The organism is Legionella steelei (genome assembly GCF_001468005.1).
Lineage (GTDB): Bacteria > Pseudomonadota > Gammaproteobacteria > Legionellales > Legionellaceae > Legionella > Legionella steelei.
Genome location: NZ_LNYY01000001.1, coordinates 21133 through 40069 on the forward strand (window position 1 = coordinate 21133; position 18937 = coordinate 40069).

Below are 18937 nucleotides of genomic sequence, written 5' to 3' on the forward strand. Positions count from 1 at the left end.
TTATGAAACACCAGGACCATTTGTTGGGAAGTGTTCTGGATATTCATCATTTACTCACCGGACTCCTTTATTTCAGTTATTTTTGATTCTTGCCATATTAAAAAAACAGCCGGAATCACAATAAGTGTGAGTAGGGTTGCGGTAATCATGCCACCGACCATGGGTGCAGCAATACGACGCATGACTTCAGAACCTGTGCCACCACCAATCATGATCGGCAATAAACCACCAATAATTGCAAGTACCGTCATCATCTTAGGCCTTAGACGAAGCAGTGCCCCTTCAATCACGGCACTGCGCACATTGGCTTTGGTGAGCGCACGTCCCTCTTGCTGGGCCAGTTGTTGCTGCTTTAGGAGTGCTTGGTCAAGATAAATAAGCATAATGACCCCTGTTTCAGCAGAAACACCGGCCAAAGCAATAAATCCCACGCCAACCGCAATCGATAGATAATATCCGAGTAAATAAATAAACCATACTCCACCCACGAGCGCTAAAGGTAAGGTGCCAAGAATTATGAATACTTCCGAAAAGCGACCAAAATTTAAGTAAAGTAAGACAATAATGATAAGCAGAGTCAGCGGGATAACAATCATAAGCCGTGCTTCAGCACGTTCCATATACTGGTATTGCCCTGACCATAATAAAGAATACCCAGGAGGCAATGAGATGTTCTGTTTCACTGCCTGTTGGGCTGCTTTCGTGTATGAGCCGAGATCGCGTCCTGCGATATCGACATAAACCCAACCTGCGGGACGCGTATTCTCCGTTTTAATCATATCCGGGCCATCGGTCACCGATAAAGTTGCAACGGCCTCTAAAGGAATATGGGCACCAGTGGGAGTCACAATAGGTAATTGGCGCAATTGCGCCACTGAATCACGCACAAACTGGGGATAACGCAAATTCACTGGATAGCGCTCAAGTCCTTCAACGGTCTGCGTGATGTTCATGCCGCCCACCGCATTTTCAATCATCTCTTGCACATCGCGGATGTTTAAGGCATAACGAGAGGCTTTGAGTCGGTCAATGTCCACATTCACGTAGCGAGCACTCACTACTCGTTCTGCAAACACCGATGCAGTACCCGGCAAAGGCTTTAGTACTTGTTCAATTTTCTCTCCTATCTCTTGAATGACTTTTAAATCGGGACCAATAATTTTAATTCCCAAAGGCGTTTTAATGCCGGTCGCTAACATATCAATCCGATTACGAATGGGCATGACCCAAACATTGGTCACACCGGGTATTTGCACATGTCTATCCAACTCGTCTCTAATTTTTTCAAAAGTCATTCCAGGCCGCCATTCACTTTGTGGTTTAAATTGAATGGTGGTCTCAATCATCGACATGGATGCCGGATCGGTTGCTGTTTCTGCATGCCCAATTTTCCCAAACGCTGATTTGACTTCGGGAACGGTAAGAATTAATTTATCGATCTGCTGGATTAATTGCTGCGCTTTACCCACTGCAATCGCTGGGAACGTCGTTGGCATATACAGCAAATCACCTTCATTTAAAGGCGGCATAAATTCAGAGCCTAAGCGGGTGACTGGCCAAAAGCCAATGAGTACAAGGACAAAGGCAATCGCTAAAATCGTCTTGGGCGCTTTAAGCACCGCATGAATAACCGGTTGATAAACCGCTTGCAAGGCACGATTTAAGGGATTTTCTGTTTCCGGTCGAATACGACCGCGAATCAGATAGCCCATCAGCACAGGAACTAAAGTAATCGACAAGGCTGCCGCACAGGCCATAGCATAGGTTTTGGTAAAGGCTAAGGGTGAAAAGAGACGACCTTCTTCGGCTTGTAACGTAAATATAGGCAGAAAACTAAACATGATAATCAGCAAAGAAAAAAAGAGCGAGGGCCCAACTTGCAAGGTGGCTTCTTGAATAATTTGCCAACGATTTTCTTTGGTCACTACAGTCTGCTCAAAATGCTTATGCACATTTTCAATCATAACAATGGCAGCATCGACCATCACCCCAATAGCAATAGCAATGCCCCCTAAAGACATGATGTTTGCCGTAATGCCTTGCCAATACATAATAATAAAGGAAGCCAAGATACCGATTGGCAAGGTAATCACAATGACTAAAGCAGAACGCAAATGAAATAAAAAAGCAAAACAAATCAAGGATACTAAGACGAATTCCTCAATCAATTTATCATTCAGGGTATTCACTGCGCGTTGAATCAGGCTTGAGCGATCATAGGTTTCAACAATGCTCACACCCGGTGGCAGACTGTCTTTTAACTCCGCCAATTTTGCCTTAACATTTTGTATGGTTTTCATGGCATTTTCACCAAAACGCATGATGATGACGCCACCCACCACTTCGCCTTTGCCATTGAGCTCTGCGATACCGCGACGATTTTCAGGACCCAGCCGCATGCTTGCCACATCGGATAAGAGGATGGGCGTTCCTTGCTTCGAAACACCTAAGGGAATGTTTTCAAAATCAGTAGTTTTTTTGAGATAGCCGCGAGCACGTATCATATAATCGGCTTCACCCATTTCAATGGTTGAGCCTCCTGCCTCTTGGTTGGCATCTCGAATGGCTGCAATCACTTGGGATAGGGTTAAATCAAAAGCACGTAATTTGCTGGGATCAAGAATCACTTCATAACGGCGCACCATCCCGCCAATCCGTGCCACTTCAGAGACGCCTGGTACTTTCTGTAACTGAAACTTTAAATACCAATCTTGCAGAGTTGTTAACTGGGATAAATCATGCTGGCCTGTCGTATCCACCAAGGCGTATTCATAAACCCACCCCACCCCTGTTGCATCGGGTCCTAATGCGGTACTTGCATTCGGTGGTAACCGATTGGCAACCTGGCTTAAGTACTCAAGGACTCGGGAACGCGCCCAATACAGATCGGTTCCGTCTTTGAAAATCAAATAAATATACGAATCATCAAAGGCAGACTGGCCTCGCACCGTCACCGCCCCAGGGACTGCAATCATCTTGGTGGTCAAAGGATAGGTGACTTGGTCTTCAACAATTTGCGGGGCTTGGCCAGGATAGGTTGATTTAATAATCACTTGCACATCCGATAAATCAGGAATGGCATCCAGCGGTGTTTGTTTCAGAATATAAAGGCCTGAAAGAATTAATAAAAGGGTTGCCAGCAGGATAAAAGGCCGATTCTGGATGGACCAGCGAATAATAGCCGCAATCATGGACGATGACTCCCTGCATGGATTTTAATGTGCATTCATTTTCCCTTTTTTGCTTTGCTTGTCATTCATGCGCTGTAAACTTGCTTTTAAACTGGCCTCCGAATCAATCAAAAACTCTCCTGAGCTAACCACGCAGTCTCCTTTTTTTAATCCCGATAAAATCTCTATTCGGTCACCTGATTCAATGCCGGTGACTACGGGTTGAACTTGGAAGCGACCTTCACTCAAAGCAACAATCACATGAGCCCCCTCACCCGTTTGAATGATGGCCTCTTTGGGAATGCTCAACACCTGTTCCAAGGGTGTCAGGGACAAGGTAACCAGGGCATACATGTTGGGTTTTAAGTGATTATCCGGATTATCAAAGCGTAAGCGCACTTTAAGGGTACGTGTTTTCAGATTGAGCTGAGGGTAAACGTAGTCAATCCTACCCTTCCAAGCTTTGCCAGGAAAAGCAGGGAATTGCGCTTCGGCCAATTGCCCTACTTTAAGCCATGAGGCTTGTTGCTCAAACACCTCCACAATAATCCAGATGGTTGATAAATCAATAATACTCATCATTTTCATTTCAGGCGTTATCCGCATGCCTTCGCGAACATTTAAGGTAGCCACAATGCCATTTTGCGGGCTATAGATATCCACAAGCTGACTTGCTTTGCGCGTTTTTTTTAACTGTTGAATTTGTGTTTCGGCCATGCCAAGGGAAATTAATTTTTGCTGCGAGGCATCAATCAGGGTCGACTCCTTGGTTTCCAGCGCAATTAAATATTCTTCTTCGGCATTGACCAGGGTTCGTGAATAAAGCTGCATGAGTAATTGGCCTTGGGTCACAGGAGCTTCGGTTGTTTTGACGACAAGGTTTCGAATCCAACCATCCACATAAGCATTAATGTTACTAATGAGATTTTCGTTCGAGGTCACATAACCCACGGTGTCGATTTTTCGGGCAAGCGTTCCTTTTCTGACAGGTGCGGTGCGTACCCCAAGATTATCCACAATCTCAGGGGCTATGCGTACGGTTATTTTGCCATTGGTTGTCGCCCCTTCATTATCGGAATAAACGGGGACCAGTTTCATCCCCATGGAAGAGAGGCCTGGTTTATTGTAGCGAATCATGGGATTCATGGGATCAATCCAATATACTGGCTTTCCCTTTTCATTGGTTGCGCTTTCTTGGCCAGCAGATTTTTCAGTAGAGAAAACACATTTTTTTACTAAAAAAATGACTGCCAGTAACACAATAAGGAGTGCGACTATTTTCAGCTTCATCCTGTTTTTCCTTCTAGGTAAAGTAGTGTTACCCGTGTTTTAAGCTGCTCAATTTCAACATTTAATTGCTCCAACTGGATATTGAGCTCTCCGCTGTAGGCACGCAACACCGTATTCATGTCCGTTGTGGCACTTTGGTACGCCAGCAAGGCTGCTTTGGCATTTTGCTTGGCTTCTGGCATCAGCTTCTGCGTAAATACTGCATCGCGTCGTACGAGCTGCTCCCAGGCAGCATATGAACTGATGAGCATTTCAATTAAATCGCGAAAGTGGGCATTTCTGTCCAAAAATGCAGATTCTAAATGAAGAAATTGTTCCCTTAGACGTGGTGTTTGGCGATGCTTGGGAAAAATGGGTAAATCAACGGTAACTTGCGCGGTCAACATGTTGGAACGGGGCGTCCCATCGGGCATGCGGCCTTGTCTGACGCCATAATTGACATCAAAAACCACTCCGGGTTTAAATTGCTCTTTTGCTAAAGCCACTGCTTCGCGATTAGCCTGAATGGAACCCAAATCCGCTTTTAATAAAGGATGACTTTTTATGTTAGTTTTCAATGTACTTAATGATGAGAGGTGGGGTAACTTAGGTAACTTAGCGGCCAGCGGACGTCTTGCCTCTTCTTGCCCTATCCAACGTCCGAGTTTTGCACGCACTTGTTCTATTTGCTGGGTGATTTGAACTTGTTGTTCGTCTAATTGGGATAGTTCTACTTCCACCTGCAGTACGTCCGATTGGGTAGCTATAGCTTGCGCATATTGCGATTTGGCGACTTTAAGTAAATACACAAACAAACGACGATTCGCCTGAACAATATGGGCTGCTTGCTGCCAATAGTACAATTCAAGCCAGGCCTCATGTGCTGTACGGGCTAGAGCCAGCTTTTGTTCTTGAAATCGCGCGCGATAGACCCCCGCCTCTGCTTTAGTCCTTCGAGACTTGATAGCTAAAGAATGTCCTGGCGGAAGACGTTGCTCTAGTCCACCCATGATCATCGTCATTTCATCTTGTGTAAAGCTGAAGTTGTTGGTAGGCACGTTAATAGTCCCTGCCATCAACTTCGGATCGGGTAATTGACGGTCCGCGATGGCTTTCTGATCTAAAGCTTCCGCCTCAGTACACAAACGTTTCAGTTCAGGAGAAAATAAAATGGCAAGCCGGCCTGCTTCGGAAAAAGAAAGGGGCGTTGATAGAGTAGTGGCGTACGTATTTAAATAAAATACAGAAAAAAGGACTACGGTGATGCCACCTAGCCTTTTCTTCAATGTAATGATTGATTGAACACATAACCCCATGAAGCAAATATCCCTATCACTTATGAACCACTTTAGTGTCGCTTGAGTTACCCGAATTTCCAAATTGGGATGGTGTTTTTATGGCGTGTCCACAAGCAGCCTAAAACATTTAAATGTCCGTTTGAGTATATCATTGTAAAGCAAGGTACGTAAAATGGATTGTTTATTTAGTGCCAATAAGCGCTTCCGCACTCAACATAATAATCTGAATTTCTTCCGTAATTTCTTCTTGACGCAGCAAATTAAGATATTCTTTTAATGAGTTCTTTTTACTTTCTAAACGATCTAACGAGCTATTCAAATGAAAGAGCCTTTGATGATTTTCTGCAAAAAACGATTGATAAAAAACCGAATAACACATAGCAAATAAGTAATGATCCACAAATTCAGCTAAAAATTGCTCATGGGCTAAATTGAGCAGAGGAGGAATAGAACCATGATTTGCATCGTTGGCGCAAAATTCTTTAAAAGGTTGCATTGTCTTGGCTTGAATTTGATTGTGTTCTTCCTCATTGAACAGAATGTCCCACTGCCAGGAATGCAAGGCGATATGTCTTTGGGAGGACACTTTCTCTAAAGTTTGTAACAAGTTTAAAATCACGGCTGGAATTTCTTCAATGGCATTAGGCCCATCGATTGTGGCCATGACTCGAGCATCATCCGCCATTTTTAAGGCAAGTTTACGCCCGACCACAATGAGTGCCGGGTTAAATTCAGCATCGCGCTCTTTTAAAGTATCTAATTGATGCATCACATTATCATTAAAACTGCCGCAAAAACCTCTTTCTGAGCCGATGAGAATATAAATCGCAGGATGAGCTTCTTGTTGATTCGTGGGAAAAATAGGATAAAAGCTTAAAAAATCACGGCTTACTTCACGAAGTGTTTGCATGACTTGTTCCTGCATGGCAAGAAACTTAGTGATTTTATTCATTTCAATGAAACATAGATTTTTCATGGCGGTCATGATGTCACCAATTTCTTCTAAGGTATGAAGGTGCTCTTTTAGTTTAGTTCGTTTCGTCATAAAATCTTCCGTGAGTTAAAGGACAGGTTATGCCTTACCCATTTAACCAGCTTTTTACGGCATTCTTCCATTGTTCTCGTGAGCTTCCTAAAGTCAAGTCGGTCTTTTTTAGTTCTTGTTCTATTTTTTTGAGAACAGGTGGAATCTCTTCTACATTCAATGGGTCCAATAAACCGTCGTTGTAGGCAATAAGCCAGGCTTGCTGAAACTCAATAGGCAGCGGTGATAGCCTGTCTTGCTTCAATATTTCTCTTAAAAGTCGTCCCTTTTGAATCTGCTTTTGCATTTTGGCATCCAGTCGTGCACCAAAGCGGGTAAAAATTTCTAAATCAAGAAATTGCATGTAATCCAGTTTCATTCTCCCGGCTTCTTTTTTAATTTGCGGATGCTGGGCTTTACCACCAACGCGTGAAACGGATTTGGTGATATCAATTGCTGGAAGAAAGCCTGAAGAAAAGAGTTTTTCATCAAAAAAGATTTGTCCATCGGTGATGGAGATGAGATTGGTCGGAATATACGTTGCAATTTCCCCTTCTTTGGTTTCAATAATCGGTAGTGTAGTCATACTGCCGCCACCCATTTCAGCAGACAAGCAAGTGGAGCGCTCTAACAAACGTGAATGAAGATAAAAAATATCCGCAGGAAAGGCTTCGCGTCCAGGAGGTCTGCGCAGTAAAAGGGAAAGCTCTCGATAACTGTTCGCATGGGCACTCAAATCATCATAAACCACTAGCGTATCTAAACCCTTGTTCATCCAGTGTTCGGCAATGGCGCAGCCCGCGAATGGGGCAAGATAGAGAAATCCTGGTAATGCCGTTGCTTGGGCCACCACAATGGTTGTATAGTCTAGGGCATTAGCCTCTTTTAATAATTGAATGGTATTGCTTACGGTCGAGCGCTTTTGGCCAATCAATACATAAACACAACGTACATTTTGATTTTTTTGGTTAATGACCACATCAATGGCCAGCGAACTTTTGCCAAGCCCATTATCCCCGATAATTAACTCCCGCTGCCCTTTACCCATGGGAATTAAATTATCAATAATTTTATTCCCTGTATAAAAGGGACGATTCACAAAATCACGATGAATGATGGGTGGGGACAACATATCCAGTAAACCCTGTTCCTCACATTGAGGCATTTCACCGCAATCTAACGGATTGCCTAAAGGGTCAATCACTCGCCCAAGCAGTTTATCGCCTACAGGGAGACTCAAGGCGCGCTTCAAATGAAACATGGCGGTGCCTGCTTTTAATTTTTTCGTTTGCACCAACATAATCGCGCCCACCAAATCTTCCATGAGATGAAAAACCATCGCGATACAACAACCATCGACTGAAATTAAAATTTCATCGATGGCAGCAGTGGGTAATCCCTTAATCCAAATAATGCCATCGCCTACCGAGACAACCTGTCCTTGCTCCGAGACTCTGATTTGAAATTGATAATCCTCAATACGCTGCCGCGTTTTATCAATCAACGAAGGACGATTAGACAAGTCCATTTTTTCTCTCCGTAAAGAATTTGAGTTCATCGCGAAGATTGGCCTGCAAAACCACTGAACCCATTTGAATGGTTAATCCTGCAAGCAAAGTCGGATTTTCAGTAAAACGTGCGCTAAGTTTTTGAGGCACGAATTGTTCCATGGCTTGTATGAGATGCTGCCGTTGCTGTTCCTTGATGGGAAAGGCACTTTGGATGCATACACTGTCTTCTTCAGAGACTGCACTCATCGATTGCCATTGTTTGATTGGGAAAGAAGCGAGGTCCTCAATGGTTTTTGCAATGATTTTCTCTTCAAGACGAGCATCAGCAAAGTCGATGACGAGTTTTGCGGCAAATTTACCCGCCAAAAGCAAGGCTTCTCGTTCCTTTTTTTCAATAAGTGCGGCGAGTTGTTGCTTCTCATGGGCAAAAACCTGCTCTTTTTCTTCACGTAATTGGTGTTCAAAACGAAGCTTTTCTTCCGCTTTCCATTGTTCCAGTTCTTCTTGCAAGGTACTTTGCAGTGTTGTTTTCTCTTGTTGCCAATCGGTGAGACGATGCTCATAGTTTATTTGTAACTGGGTGGCTTCATTGTGCAGAGTTTGAGCCGTTGTTAATTGTTCTTGCACCGTTTTTTTTCTCTCTACAATGGTTTTTTGGATGGGTGCATAAAGAAAATGCTTTAAAATCCAAATCAGGATTAGAAAATTAATGACTTCTAATGAAAACGTTGACCAAGACAGTTCCATTTATTTTATCCCTGCTGATTAACAAAATAAGACAATAATGGATTTCTAAAGAGAATAATCAATACAATCACCAAACAATAAATGGCTAACGATTCAATCATAGCCAAACCAATAAATAAGGTTCTGGTGATGGATTTTTCAGCCTCCGGTTGTCGTGCCAAAGCATCCAGTGCCTGACTAATCGCACGCCCCATAGCGAGCGCCGGACCTATGGTTCCGATGGCAATCGCGAGTGCTGCTATAACGGTTGATGCTAAACTAAACCAACTAATACCATTCATAATGATTCTCCTTGCTTCTTCAGCTCGTGTGATTGAATTCCCCCAGCAATATAAATTAAAGCGAGCATCCCAAAAATATACGCCTGGATAATGGCCTCAATAATATGCAACATGAGGATGGGGATAGGGGCTAAAAATCCGGCAATCATAAGTACAATCAATGCGGTTAATTGCAAGCTCATCACATTACCGAATAAGCGTACTGCCAAGGCCAACGTTCGAGAGACCTCACTGATTAAATGAAACGGCAACAAAAAAGGCGTGGGTTTAAGATAATGCTTTAAATAATCGCGTAGCCCTTCGGCACGAATGCCAAACCAATGCACTGATAAAAAAGTCAAAATTGCAAGGGAGGCCGTCACCGATAAATCAGCAGTCGGTGCATAAAATCCCGGAATCACCCCAATTAAGTTGGATGTAAGGATAAAAATCCACAAGGTGGCCACAAAAGGAAACACCAAATCCACATGGGCAGGCAGTACTTCTTTAATTGCATCATGCATGGTGCTCAAAATTCCTTCTAAAATAACCTGGCAAGTACCGGGTTGAAGGGATGGTTTTCGCGTTGAAACCCAGGCAAAAAGAAATAAAGCCAGCATAATAAGCCAGGTAGTCAATAGGCTTTGGCTGATGTTGATCCACCCTAGTGAAAATGCAAAGCGCGCTAAAAATCCTTCTGAGCCCACCGCTATTCCTTAATCAAAAGATATACATTAACTGCACCAACAATCACACCGACAAGGATTAAATTGATGGTCCAACTGATGGAAAACCCTTTTATTTTTTCATCGAGCCAAACCCCAAGATAGGCTCCGGCAATAATCGGTAATACAAAAACAAAGCCTAAGGTCCCTAAATAAACCGTTTGGGCTAATAAAGTGGATTTACTTTTTTTTGCCTGGTTCATTTTGTGAACACTTCGTTTCACCTGTTGTTCCAGTTCCTTCTTTGGATCTTTAAATGCCATAGCCATTCTGCCGTTTTAATTCCCATAAACGTTTTAACATTGCCTCATCCAAACGATGCAAGCTGTCTTTAATGCTCAAAAGATTTTCTTCTTCAAACTGTAATTCTTTCTCGAGTGCACTGTGTATGGCTTGATACTCTTTATGGCGCACATAATGGCGTGTCACAATGTAGAGTTGATTTTTATTAAAGTAAACCACCGCGCCGGGTACAGCTAAATAGTCCGTTTCGTTCTTTTCATCACGAAACCAGGCCAAACCAAATTTTAAGCAGGTCATCATGCGGGCATGATTGGCTAAAATCCCAAACTGCCCCGAAGCATCCTCACCCACAAAACTAACCACCGTATCGATTTGTTCATATTGAGTTGCACTTTGAAGATGAATTGTAAAAAATTCCATGTCAGTCGTGTGCTCCCTTATTCATGGCGCCCATCATGTAACACTCCTCTTCTGAAAATGCATCGTAATCGCCTTTGATGAACGCTTCGCAATCAGTCAAGGTTTGCTCTAATGCAACCGATTGCCCTTCAATACCGGTTTGTTGTTTGGTTACATGGAAAGGTTGCGTCAGGTAGCGTTGTAATTTACGCGCTCTTAACACAATATTGCGGTCTTGAGACGAAAGCTCTTCAATTCCCATCATGGAAATGATGTCTTCGAGTTCTTGATAACGTGCCAAATGTTCGCGTACGGCTTGCGCAATCGCATAATGGCGCTCGCCTAAAATCATTTTATCCATAAATTTACTTTTGGAAGCAAGTGCATCGATGGCAGGATAAATGCCTTTACCTGCTTGTGCGCGTGAGAGCACCACAATCGAATCCAAATGGGTCACGATGCCGGTCACTGCGGGGTCACTCATGTCATCGGCCGGAACATAAACGGCTTGCACGGAAGTAACAGCACCTTTCGGGGTTGAGGTAATCCGTTCTTCGAGTTCGGCAATCTCCGTCATTAAGGTCGGTTGATAGCCGACACTCGCCGACATTCTGCCTAAAAGTCCTGAAATTTCACTGCCTGCTTGCACAAAACGATAAACATTATCAATGAGAAAAAGCACTTCATGAGATAGTGTATCGCGAAGATATTCGGCATACGTTAATGCCGATAATCCCGTGCGAAAGCGTACACCAGGTGACTCATCCATTTGCCCAAATATCATTAGGGTCTTATCCATGACGCCTGCGGCTTGCATTTCGTGCCACAATTCATGACCTTCACGAATCCGCTCGCCAACCCCTGCAAAAACAGACGTTCCTTGGTGCAATTGAATGATGGCATGCATCAATTCCATCAGCAGGATGGTTTTTCCAACCCCGGCACCTCCAAACAACCCTGTTTTACTGCCCCTAACGAAGGGACAAAGTAAATCGATAACCTTAATGCCCGTCTCAAGAATACCTTCCTGGGTCGTTGTCATGTCAATCGAAGTGGGCTTGTTGAGAATGTCACGATATTCCTTAGTTTCTAAGGGCAAAGCCCCATCCAAAGGTTCGCCAAAAATATTTAAGAGTCGCCCAAGACAATTAGGAGAAACCGGAATTTGCAAAGGGGTGCCTTGATCATAAACAGCTAATCCCCGTTGTAGTCCTGTGGCGCGATGTAAGGTAATGGCTCTGGCATGATGTTGGTCCAGATGCTGACACACCTCAAGTACATAACTGTCTGTATCAGTGTAGGTTTTGAGCGACTGATATAATGGGGGTAACACATCACAAAATATTTTTACAACAGGTCCATTGACTTCGACAATAGTGCCTACGGGGTTTTTATTGTCTTTGGCAACTGCAGTATTATCCATAATTGTTCACTTTAGTTCGTGTCGCACCATGTTAAACATCAAACCTTTTCCCTAATGCAATTCCATGAAACAAAAAATACTTTACATAAGAGACTTTTAAAATAATTACTTTTGAAGACGATGGCTTAGATTTAAAAAACCATCTCTAGTGGCCCCCACCTCCATGCCCACCGTGTCCTCCATGCCCTCCACTGGTGCCACCATAACCTTCTTCGGTTGTCGCAGAATTTTGTTGGGTTTTGTGGCATGCGCTAAGTAGCGCAGATAGGCTGGCTAACATAACGAAAAGGAATACAACCATCCTTGTATTTTTCATTAATGACTCCAAATTATAGAAAATGCAGTACATCTAGCGATGCTTTTAAAACTCTATCATATATTTGAGACTTATCCCAACTGTTTAAAACACCCGTATTGATATTGATATTGATATTGATATTGATATTGATATTGATACGACCTTAGAACGCGGATAACACAATGTAAATGAAGAACTCTTGCTTTTTTAACACCAGTTTTTGTACCGCTTTTCCAAATTATCCAGCTTATAATGGTGCATCATCCAATTCTGGATTATTCGCAGCAAATAATCCTGTTATTTGTCCGGAGTTTGTTTTTAATGACAGCACAAGTGCTCTGTAGATGGCTTGTTAGCGTTTCTTGATTCTTTGATTATTAATTAATATCCCTTGAGAGGATTATCCCTGTTCGAAAAGCTGTTTGGAACGTTTAACGCCCGCCGGTCCCGCCAGGTCTTTTATTATGAACATTAAGATCATGAATATTAGGATTTTTAGTTTCTGAGCAAGAGTTTGCCAATAGCATAGATCCAAAGAGACAACAAACAGCAATAACTGTTTTAAATAATTTAATCATGATCATTAGCTTCCATGTTAATCAATCTTTAATGAACAGACTTCAAATTAACCAGTACTCTCATTAAATTTATAAATAAAAAAATGGTTTAAATTAGTATAGCTCAAAAAGATTTACTAAGCATGGTATTGTCAAGTTGAGTTATTATCAAATCTATCTATGTATGGCATTAGGCCTTCTTTTATACCAAGTCTAGTACCGCCATAATTCGATGTAAGTCAAACACCTTCATCAACCCCACTCTCGATATCAATTCCAGTAACTTCCACATGGCCGGCAAAATGCGTGAGGTTAGCCATGGAGTGATGATTGTTTATTTTTGTAAAAATACTCTTCCTGGTCCACAATAGAAACTATTGAATCATTCAAAGCCGGGTGAAGCATGGATAAGCATGATACCGAAGTCCCAGATCAAATCTGGCATGATCTTTTTTCTTACCCAATAGATTATTGGCAACGCTCTGCTTTGTTTTTTGATACTTTGCGTGAACGGGCCAACAACATGATGGAACATGAAAAACAAGGATTACCGCCGCTGTTAAATTTTAAATATGAATTAGTCATGGATGGAAGAACACTGGACCCCAAAACCAATTATGCGTTAATTAAAATCCTCGAAGTAGGTGACGTGTGTTTTGAAAAATGTTTCGATCCTACTTTGTCACCAGTGATTATCGTTGATCCCAGAGCAGGTCATGGGCCAGGTATTGGCGGCTTCAAACGTGACTCGGAAGTGGGCATTGCCATGCACAGTGGCCATGCAGTGTATTTCGTTATTTTTTATCCTGAGCCCATTCCTCACCAAAAGCTCGCCGAGGTCTTGACCACCCTGCGCCACTTTGTCGAAAAAGTGCAAGCCTTGCATGAAGATAAATCTCCTATTCTTTATGGTAATTGTCAAGCAGGTTGGATGCTTGCTCTATTAGCCTCAGATTGTGTGGGCTCGGTTGGCTTAACGGTCATGAATGGCTCCCCTGTTTCTTATTGGGCAAACAATGAAGAAGAAGCTAATCCCATGCAACTCTTAGGTGGACTTTTAGGAGGCGTATGGAGTGCGCGCTTTCTCTCTGATTTAAAGGATGGAACCTTTGATGGGGCCTGGTTGGTTTCCAATTTCGAGATTTTAAATCCGACCACGGCAATCTGGGATAAATATTATGGTTTATTTGATCAAATGGATGTGGAGCAGGAGCGATTTTTAGAATTTGAACGCTGGTGGAATGGTTTTTACCAATTTAGCCAAGAAGAAATTACAGCCACCGTGAATAATCTTTTTGTTGGCGATCAATTAGAACGTGGTGAAATGCTGATTCATCCAGGATGTGTTTACGATTTAAAACGCATTCAAAGCCCCATTGTTGTCTTTGCTTCCCAAGGCGATCAAATTACCCCACCACGGCAGGCCTTACACTGGATAAGAACGATTTATCCCACGACTCAAGCTTTGAAGAAGGCCAAACAGCGCATTGTTTACCTCCTTCATCCATCAGTTGGGCATTTAGGGATTTTTGTATCCGCCAAAGTCGTGCGCCTGCACCATCGCGCCATCTTAGAACACGGTACTGCTATTGAACAATTAAAGCCTGGACTCTATGAAATGGTGATTGTGAATCCAACGGGCGACCCGGATTGCAGCAAAGAGCAATATCATGTGCGTTTTGAGGAACGTGATATTACCGAGCTGTGCACGAGTAGTCCAACACAGCCTTTTGAAAAGGTTCGGCAAGTGTCTGAAGCCAATGATTTGCTGTATCAGTCTCTGATGCAACCATTGGTGCAGGGCATCAGCAATCCCTTTTTATCCTGGTGGCTTGAGAAAACCCATCCCATGCGCTGGAGTCGCTCTATTTTTTCTGAAAAAATAAATCCACTCATGAAGCCTATAGAATTATTGGGGCAATCCATTAAAGCAAATCGCCAAATAATCTCAGAGAGCAATTATTTTAAAAAAATAGAACATGAAATGGCTGAAACGATAAGGGATTCGTTGGAATCGGCCAGAACAATGCGTAATGAGTTCATGATTAGCTTATTTGACACGCTGTATAAGGACCACGATTAACCTATAGACAGTTAATTAATTGAGCGTATCACATCAAATTCATCATCTAAATCATGATTATTGTTTCGATGAATGGCTTCACGTGGATTCGCTTCATCAAGATAAACGTTATCTCTCTTTGTTTTTTCTTCACGTTCATTCTGTTTCAAACAATCCCTCACCTGAGTATTCATCACCATTACTTTTACTGATTCTCTGATTAAATTGACAACGATTGTGGACTTTATGCACTATTCATTAAAGAAAAATGAAAAAGGGATGCATCTGAAAAAGCAAAACCAGGGTGAGCGTCTCATTGCCTCACCCGCAGGCCTCTAATTCTATTTTTAAATACATCCAATGCTCTTTAATCTTAATAGAGAATTTATTCCCCTTTCATCATCGAGCATCCCATCATTCCATTGTCCATCATCATTTTTTGCCTATCCATCATCATTTGCATCATCGTTTGCATCATCTTCATGCGTTTTCCCATCATTTCCGGATTGGTTGCCGTCTCACCACCCATCTTTTGCATGATGTCCATGCCATGTTGTATCTCTGGCATTTGAGTTTTCAGTAATGCTTTCTTTTCTTCTGGTGTCTTAGCATTCATCAGTTGATCGTGCATCTCCTGCAATTTTTTCATTTCTTCTTGCATTTGTTGCATTGGCGCGGATTGCTGATCGTTATTTTGCATCGTATTGCCAGACGTAGTATTCATCATATCGTCCTCTGCATAGAGGGTTGGAGTCACCACGCTCAAAGTAGTCAAGATAATGAGTGCATTAAGTTTCAACATACAACCTCCTTGTTATTTTAGATAAGTAACCATACGTTACGTTCGAAAGTATATACCATTTTTCAAGGTATTGGTTCATTCAGATTAGGCAAAAACATAGCAATTATAAAAATTCAGAGTTATATTATACTGATGTATGGCTTCCTCTTCGGGTGTCACTAGAGACCATAATTAGCCCCAGGAAGATGAATCGATGATAACGACCCTCAGAACTCTTATATAAGCAATCAGGTTATGAGTAATGAGATGATGGAGCGCAACGGATATTATTAAATGAAATGGATGCCAAACGAAAAAGGTTTGCCCACATCGATGTCTCGAGGTAAAAAACGCGATGTACTTGAGTCGAATCGATTGCATGCGACCCTGCATAGCCCATGTATATTCGGTTGCCGAATAGCAATGAAGGTCACGTCACTCATAATGGTGATGATCATGGGGATAACGCCCTCGTCCGTATTCGCCCTGTCGCCAGCGGAACACGCAGCACACCATCAGAGCAGTAATAGCACCACGTCCACATTACCTCCCATTTCAACAACTCCGACTCCAACAAACGCAACGACGCAATCCTCAGAACATGCAGCGCATCATAAAGGTGGTGCTGGCGGAAATATGATGGCTCCGTCTTCCGCCAAGCCAGGCCCTGCTGGCTGTTGTGGGGAGATGGCAACTGGCGGAAAGCCCTTTTATGCTTCGCTGATGGATTTTCCAGAACTCACTGATGAAGCGCGCCAATACATCAGAAATGAGGCCGTAGCCCGTCTCGGTTTAGGCGTGCAAATCATCACCGCAATACAAACTGAGCTTCATCGTGCCTTATCAACCAATGATCCTGCGGCCGCGCAAACTGCTCTAAAACAGGTGCGCGAGGGACTATCATTTGCTGCCAGTGGAGCCAGTGCGCTACAGGCCTTAAATGAAACGCAACCACCACCTCAAATCGCGCTCACTTGGTTTAAGCGTGAAATGAATATTGAGGATAACATGGGTAATGAAATGAACGGCGGTTTTCGTGATCTCTCTTGGCTTCATTGGATGGTGATGTTCCTCTTGGTGGCTGCGCTGATGATGGCTCTTCTCGTTCAGCGGGCACGACATCGTCGGATTAACTCCCTGATTCAACGCCTAACACCTGGCAGTGAACCAGTAAAGCCTAGTACGAGTAACAGTCCTAAACCACCTGAATTGGAAGCATCTCCTCCAAAAACAGAGCCCCCTGCGCCCATACGGTGGTCAGGTATCTTACGCACCACGGCAATCTTCGATGAGACCCCAAACGTTAAAACCTTTCGGCTGATGGAGCCCAATCTTGGCCAAATACCGTTTACATTTTTGCCCGGACAGTACGCCACCATTACTTCAGTCATTAATGGCCAAAAAATACGTCGCTGCTATACTATCTCTTCATCGCCAACGCAACACGATTACATAGAGCTTACCGTGAAACGTGAGCAGTATGGAGTGGAATCGCGCCATCTTCACGATCACATCAACACCGGCGATTTGCTCGAGGTCTCTGCACCGGCCGGTGAGTTTTTCTTCACCGGTAAAGAAGCCAACGGCATCGTGCTCATCGCCGGTGGGGTGGGCATCACGCCCATGATGAGCGTCTTGCGCTACCTTACCGATCGCTCCTATCCCAAGGACATTCATCTGCTCTATGCTGCGAATTCACCCACTGATATCATCTTTCGTGAAGAATGCACCCATCTCGCACGTCGCCACCCGAATGTCAGTGTGGATGTGATTGTGCAAACCACCAATGGCGCTGACTGGACAGGTCCTGTGGGCTTCATCACGCCCGATTTTATCGAAAAGGCGATTCCAGACATCGTCCATCACCGGATCCATCTTTGCGGTCCCGTGCCGATGATGGATGCAGTCAAAGCAGCCCTTCTGCAACTTAAAATTCCATCTGAGCAAGTGAAGACAGAGCACTTCGCACCACCCAAAGGGGGGCCTGTATTTACTACTGAGCCACCTATTTTTTCCTCTACCGCAAAAACACCAGAAGCGCCAACGGACGTCTCACCGATGATGCCCCCTTCAGCGCATGCAACCATCAATTTTTCAAAGTCAAACAAATCAGGGCCACTCGCGCCCAATCAGTCGGTGCTTGAGGCGGCTGAGGCGCTCGGTGTTTTTATTGACTTTGAATGCCGAACAGGCATTTGCGGGCGCTGTAAAGTGCACCTTTTAGAGGGCTCAGTGAACATGGAGGTGGACGATGCATTGTCCACAGATGAAAAAGCGGCTGGCGTTATTCTTGCCTGCCAAGCGAAATCACCCAGCGATCTGGTAGTGGAGGCTTAATCCATGGCTACCGAAGCTGAGAAAGTCATCGTAGGCGGTCTTTTAAGCGCATTAGCACTGATGGTTCCGATGTTTCTTTTTCACGTGGCACCTCAGTTTCCGGGCAGCTTTATAGGTTTTCTATTTGGAGTTGCTGCAGCCACTTTATTTGTGCTACTCCTCGCTTATTCCCTCGTCAAACGATACCCTTGGATTAGAGAGCGCTTTAAAAGAATGATTTCAATAGGCACCGTTTTATCCTTCCACGTTTATGCAGGTACCCTTGGAGCACTTCTTGGGATTATTCATTCAGGACATAAATTTCAAAGCCCCTTAGGCATTACACTGATTATTCTGATGCTCACGGTGGTCGCCACAGGATTTGTAGGGCGATATTATCTGGCACAAATCGGACTTGAGTTGAGTGATAAGCAAAAAGAACTCACTATTCTGCGTAACCGTTACGACAGCCTTGTGCACAGTGCGCGCAATTTAGAAAATCAAGCGGTGGTTGACCCTTCCGGGATCGCCTTGACTCATTTGCTTGGAGCAATTTCAGACCTCGAGTTTTCCATTACCGCCCAAGACCTGCTGAAAAAAGCATTTGGGCGTTGGCTCATCGTGCACATTGTCACCGCTATAGCACTGTACGCGGCCTTAGCCTTGCACATTTGGAGTTCAATCTATTATGGCCTACGGTGGCTCCCATGAAATCTCTTGCCCTGGCAGGATTGTTTGTTGCACTCCTCATCATCATCTTCACTATCGTTGCCCCTTCCACTCAATCCAGTGGTGATGAGCTATCGGTCTGGAACGCTGCCGTCAATCCTGGTCCGCTTTCAGCAGCGCACACC

Annotated in this window: 17 protein-coding genes; 3 read left to right on the forward strand and 14 right to left on the reverse strand. The window is 43.7% G+C overall.

Features of this window, described 5'->3' with window-relative positions; translation table 11 throughout:
• Positions 1-50: 50 nt before the first annotated feature.
• From Lste_RS00125 to Lste_RS19335, 12 genes are all read right to left on the reverse strand, one after another.
• On the reverse strand, positions 51-3191 hold the full coding sequence (locus Lste_RS00125; protein ID WP_058387912.1) for an efflux RND transporter permease subunit: 3141 nt from the start codon (positions 3189-3191) through the stop codon (positions 51-53).
• Between the two features lie 24 nt (positions 3192-3215).
• Positions 3216-4460 carry an efflux RND transporter periplasmic adaptor subunit gene (locus Lste_RS00130; RefSeq protein ID WP_058387913.1) on the reverse strand — a complete coding sequence of 415 codons (1245 nt, stop codon included), beginning with the start codon at positions 4458-4460 and terminating at the stop codon, positions 3216-3218.
• A complete protein-coding gene (locus Lste_RS00135; RefSeq protein WP_058387914.1) occupies positions 4457-5755 on the reverse strand; it encodes a TolC family protein in 1299 nt (432 codons plus the stop codon). Before Lste_RS00135 ends, Lste_RS00130 begins: the two co-directional genes overlap by 4 nt.
• 163 nt (positions 5756-5918) lie before the next feature.
• Positions 5919-6782, reverse strand: a complete 864-nt coding sequence (locus Lste_RS00140; RefSeq protein ID WP_058387915.1) for a F0F1 ATP synthase subunit gamma — start codon at positions 6780-6782, stop codon at positions 5919-5921.
• Between the two features lie 34 nt (positions 6783-6816).
• Positions 6817-8289, reverse strand: coding sequence for a F0F1 ATP synthase subunit alpha (locus Lste_RS00145; RefSeq protein ID WP_058387916.1), 1473 nt, complete (start codon positions 8287-8289; stop codon positions 6817-6819).
• Positions 8276-9019, reverse strand: a complete 744-nt coding sequence (locus Lste_RS00150; RefSeq protein WP_058387917.1) for a F0F1 ATP synthase subunit delta — start codon at positions 9017-9019, stop codon at positions 8276-8278. Before Lste_RS00150 ends, Lste_RS00145 begins: the two co-directional genes overlap by 14 nt.
• Positions 9020-9024: 5 nt before the next feature.
• Positions 9025-9300 carry a F0F1 ATP synthase subunit C gene (locus Lste_RS00155; protein WP_045097765.1) on the reverse strand — a complete coding sequence of 92 codons (276 nt, stop codon included), beginning with the start codon at positions 9298-9300 and terminating at the stop codon, positions 9025-9027.
• Positions 9297-9986 (reverse strand): F0F1 ATP synthase subunit A, encoded by a 690-nt coding sequence (locus Lste_RS00160; protein WP_058387918.1) that lies wholly within the window; start codon positions 9984-9986, stop codon positions 9297-9299. The genes Lste_RS00155 and Lste_RS00160 overlap by 4 nt, the downstream gene beginning before the upstream one ends.
• Before the next feature lie 2 nt (positions 9987-9988).
• The gene (locus Lste_RS00165) at positions 9989-10267 is read right to left on the reverse strand and encodes an AtpZ/AtpI family protein (protein ID WP_045097937.1); all 279 of its coding nucleotides are present in this window, start codon (positions 10265-10267) and stop codon (positions 9989-9991) included.
• Complete coding sequence (locus Lste_RS00170; RefSeq protein ID WP_058387919.1) at positions 10257-10667, reverse strand: F0F1 ATP synthase subunit delta/epsilon; 411 nt, start codon at positions 10665-10667, stop codon at positions 10257-10259. The genes Lste_RS00165 and Lste_RS00170 overlap by 11 nt, the downstream gene beginning before the upstream one ends.
• Before the next feature lies 1 nt (position 10668).
• Positions 10669-12069 (reverse strand): F0F1 ATP synthase subunit beta, encoded by a 1401-nt coding sequence (gene atpD, locus Lste_RS00175; RefSeq protein WP_058387920.1) that lies wholly within the window; start codon positions 12067-12069, stop codon positions 10669-10671.
• A 145-nt stretch (positions 12070-12214) separates the two neighbouring features.
• Complete coding sequence (locus Lste_RS19335; RefSeq protein ID WP_167344181.1) at positions 12215-12385, reverse strand: hypothetical protein; 171 nt, start codon at positions 12383-12385, stop codon at positions 12215-12217.
• Between the two features lie 942 nt (positions 12386-13327).
• On the opposite strand from Lste_RS19335, the gene Lste_RS00180 reads away from it, so the two are divergent.
• Positions 13328-15007, forward strand: a complete 1680-nt coding sequence (locus tag Lste_RS00180) for a DUF3141 domain-containing protein (protein ID WP_058387921.1) — start codon at positions 13328-13330, stop codon at positions 15005-15007.
• An 11-nt stretch (positions 15008-15018) separates the two neighbouring features.
• Here the strand turns inward: Lste_RS00180 and Lste_RS19020 are convergent, their stop codons facing one another.
• Together Lste_RS19020 and Lste_RS00185 are read right to left on the reverse strand one after the other, a co-directional pair.
• Positions 15019-15156, reverse strand: a complete 138-nt coding sequence (locus tag Lste_RS19020; protein WP_157070669.1) for a hypothetical protein — start codon at positions 15154-15156, stop codon at positions 15019-15021.
• Between the two features lie 215 nt (positions 15157-15371).
• Complete coding sequence (locus Lste_RS00185; protein WP_045097760.1) at positions 15372-15788, reverse strand: hypothetical protein; 417 nt, start codon at positions 15786-15788, stop codon at positions 15372-15374.
• A gap of 273 nt (positions 15789-16061) precedes the next feature.
• On the opposite strand from Lste_RS00185, the gene Lste_RS00190 reads away from it, so the two are divergent.
• Together Lste_RS00190 and Lste_RS00195 are read left to right on the forward strand one after the other, a co-directional pair.
• Positions 16062-18104 (forward strand): 2Fe-2S iron-sulfur cluster-binding protein, encoded by a 2043-nt coding sequence (locus tag Lste_RS00190; RefSeq protein WP_237760390.1) that lies wholly within the window; start codon positions 16062-16064, stop codon positions 18102-18104.
• A gap of 3 nt (positions 18105-18107) precedes the next feature.
• Complete coding sequence (locus Lste_RS00195) at positions 18108-18794, forward strand: iron reductase (RefSeq protein WP_058509072.1); 687 nt, start codon at positions 18108-18110, stop codon at positions 18792-18794.
• The last annotated feature ends 143 nt before the right edge of the window (positions 18795-18937 follow it).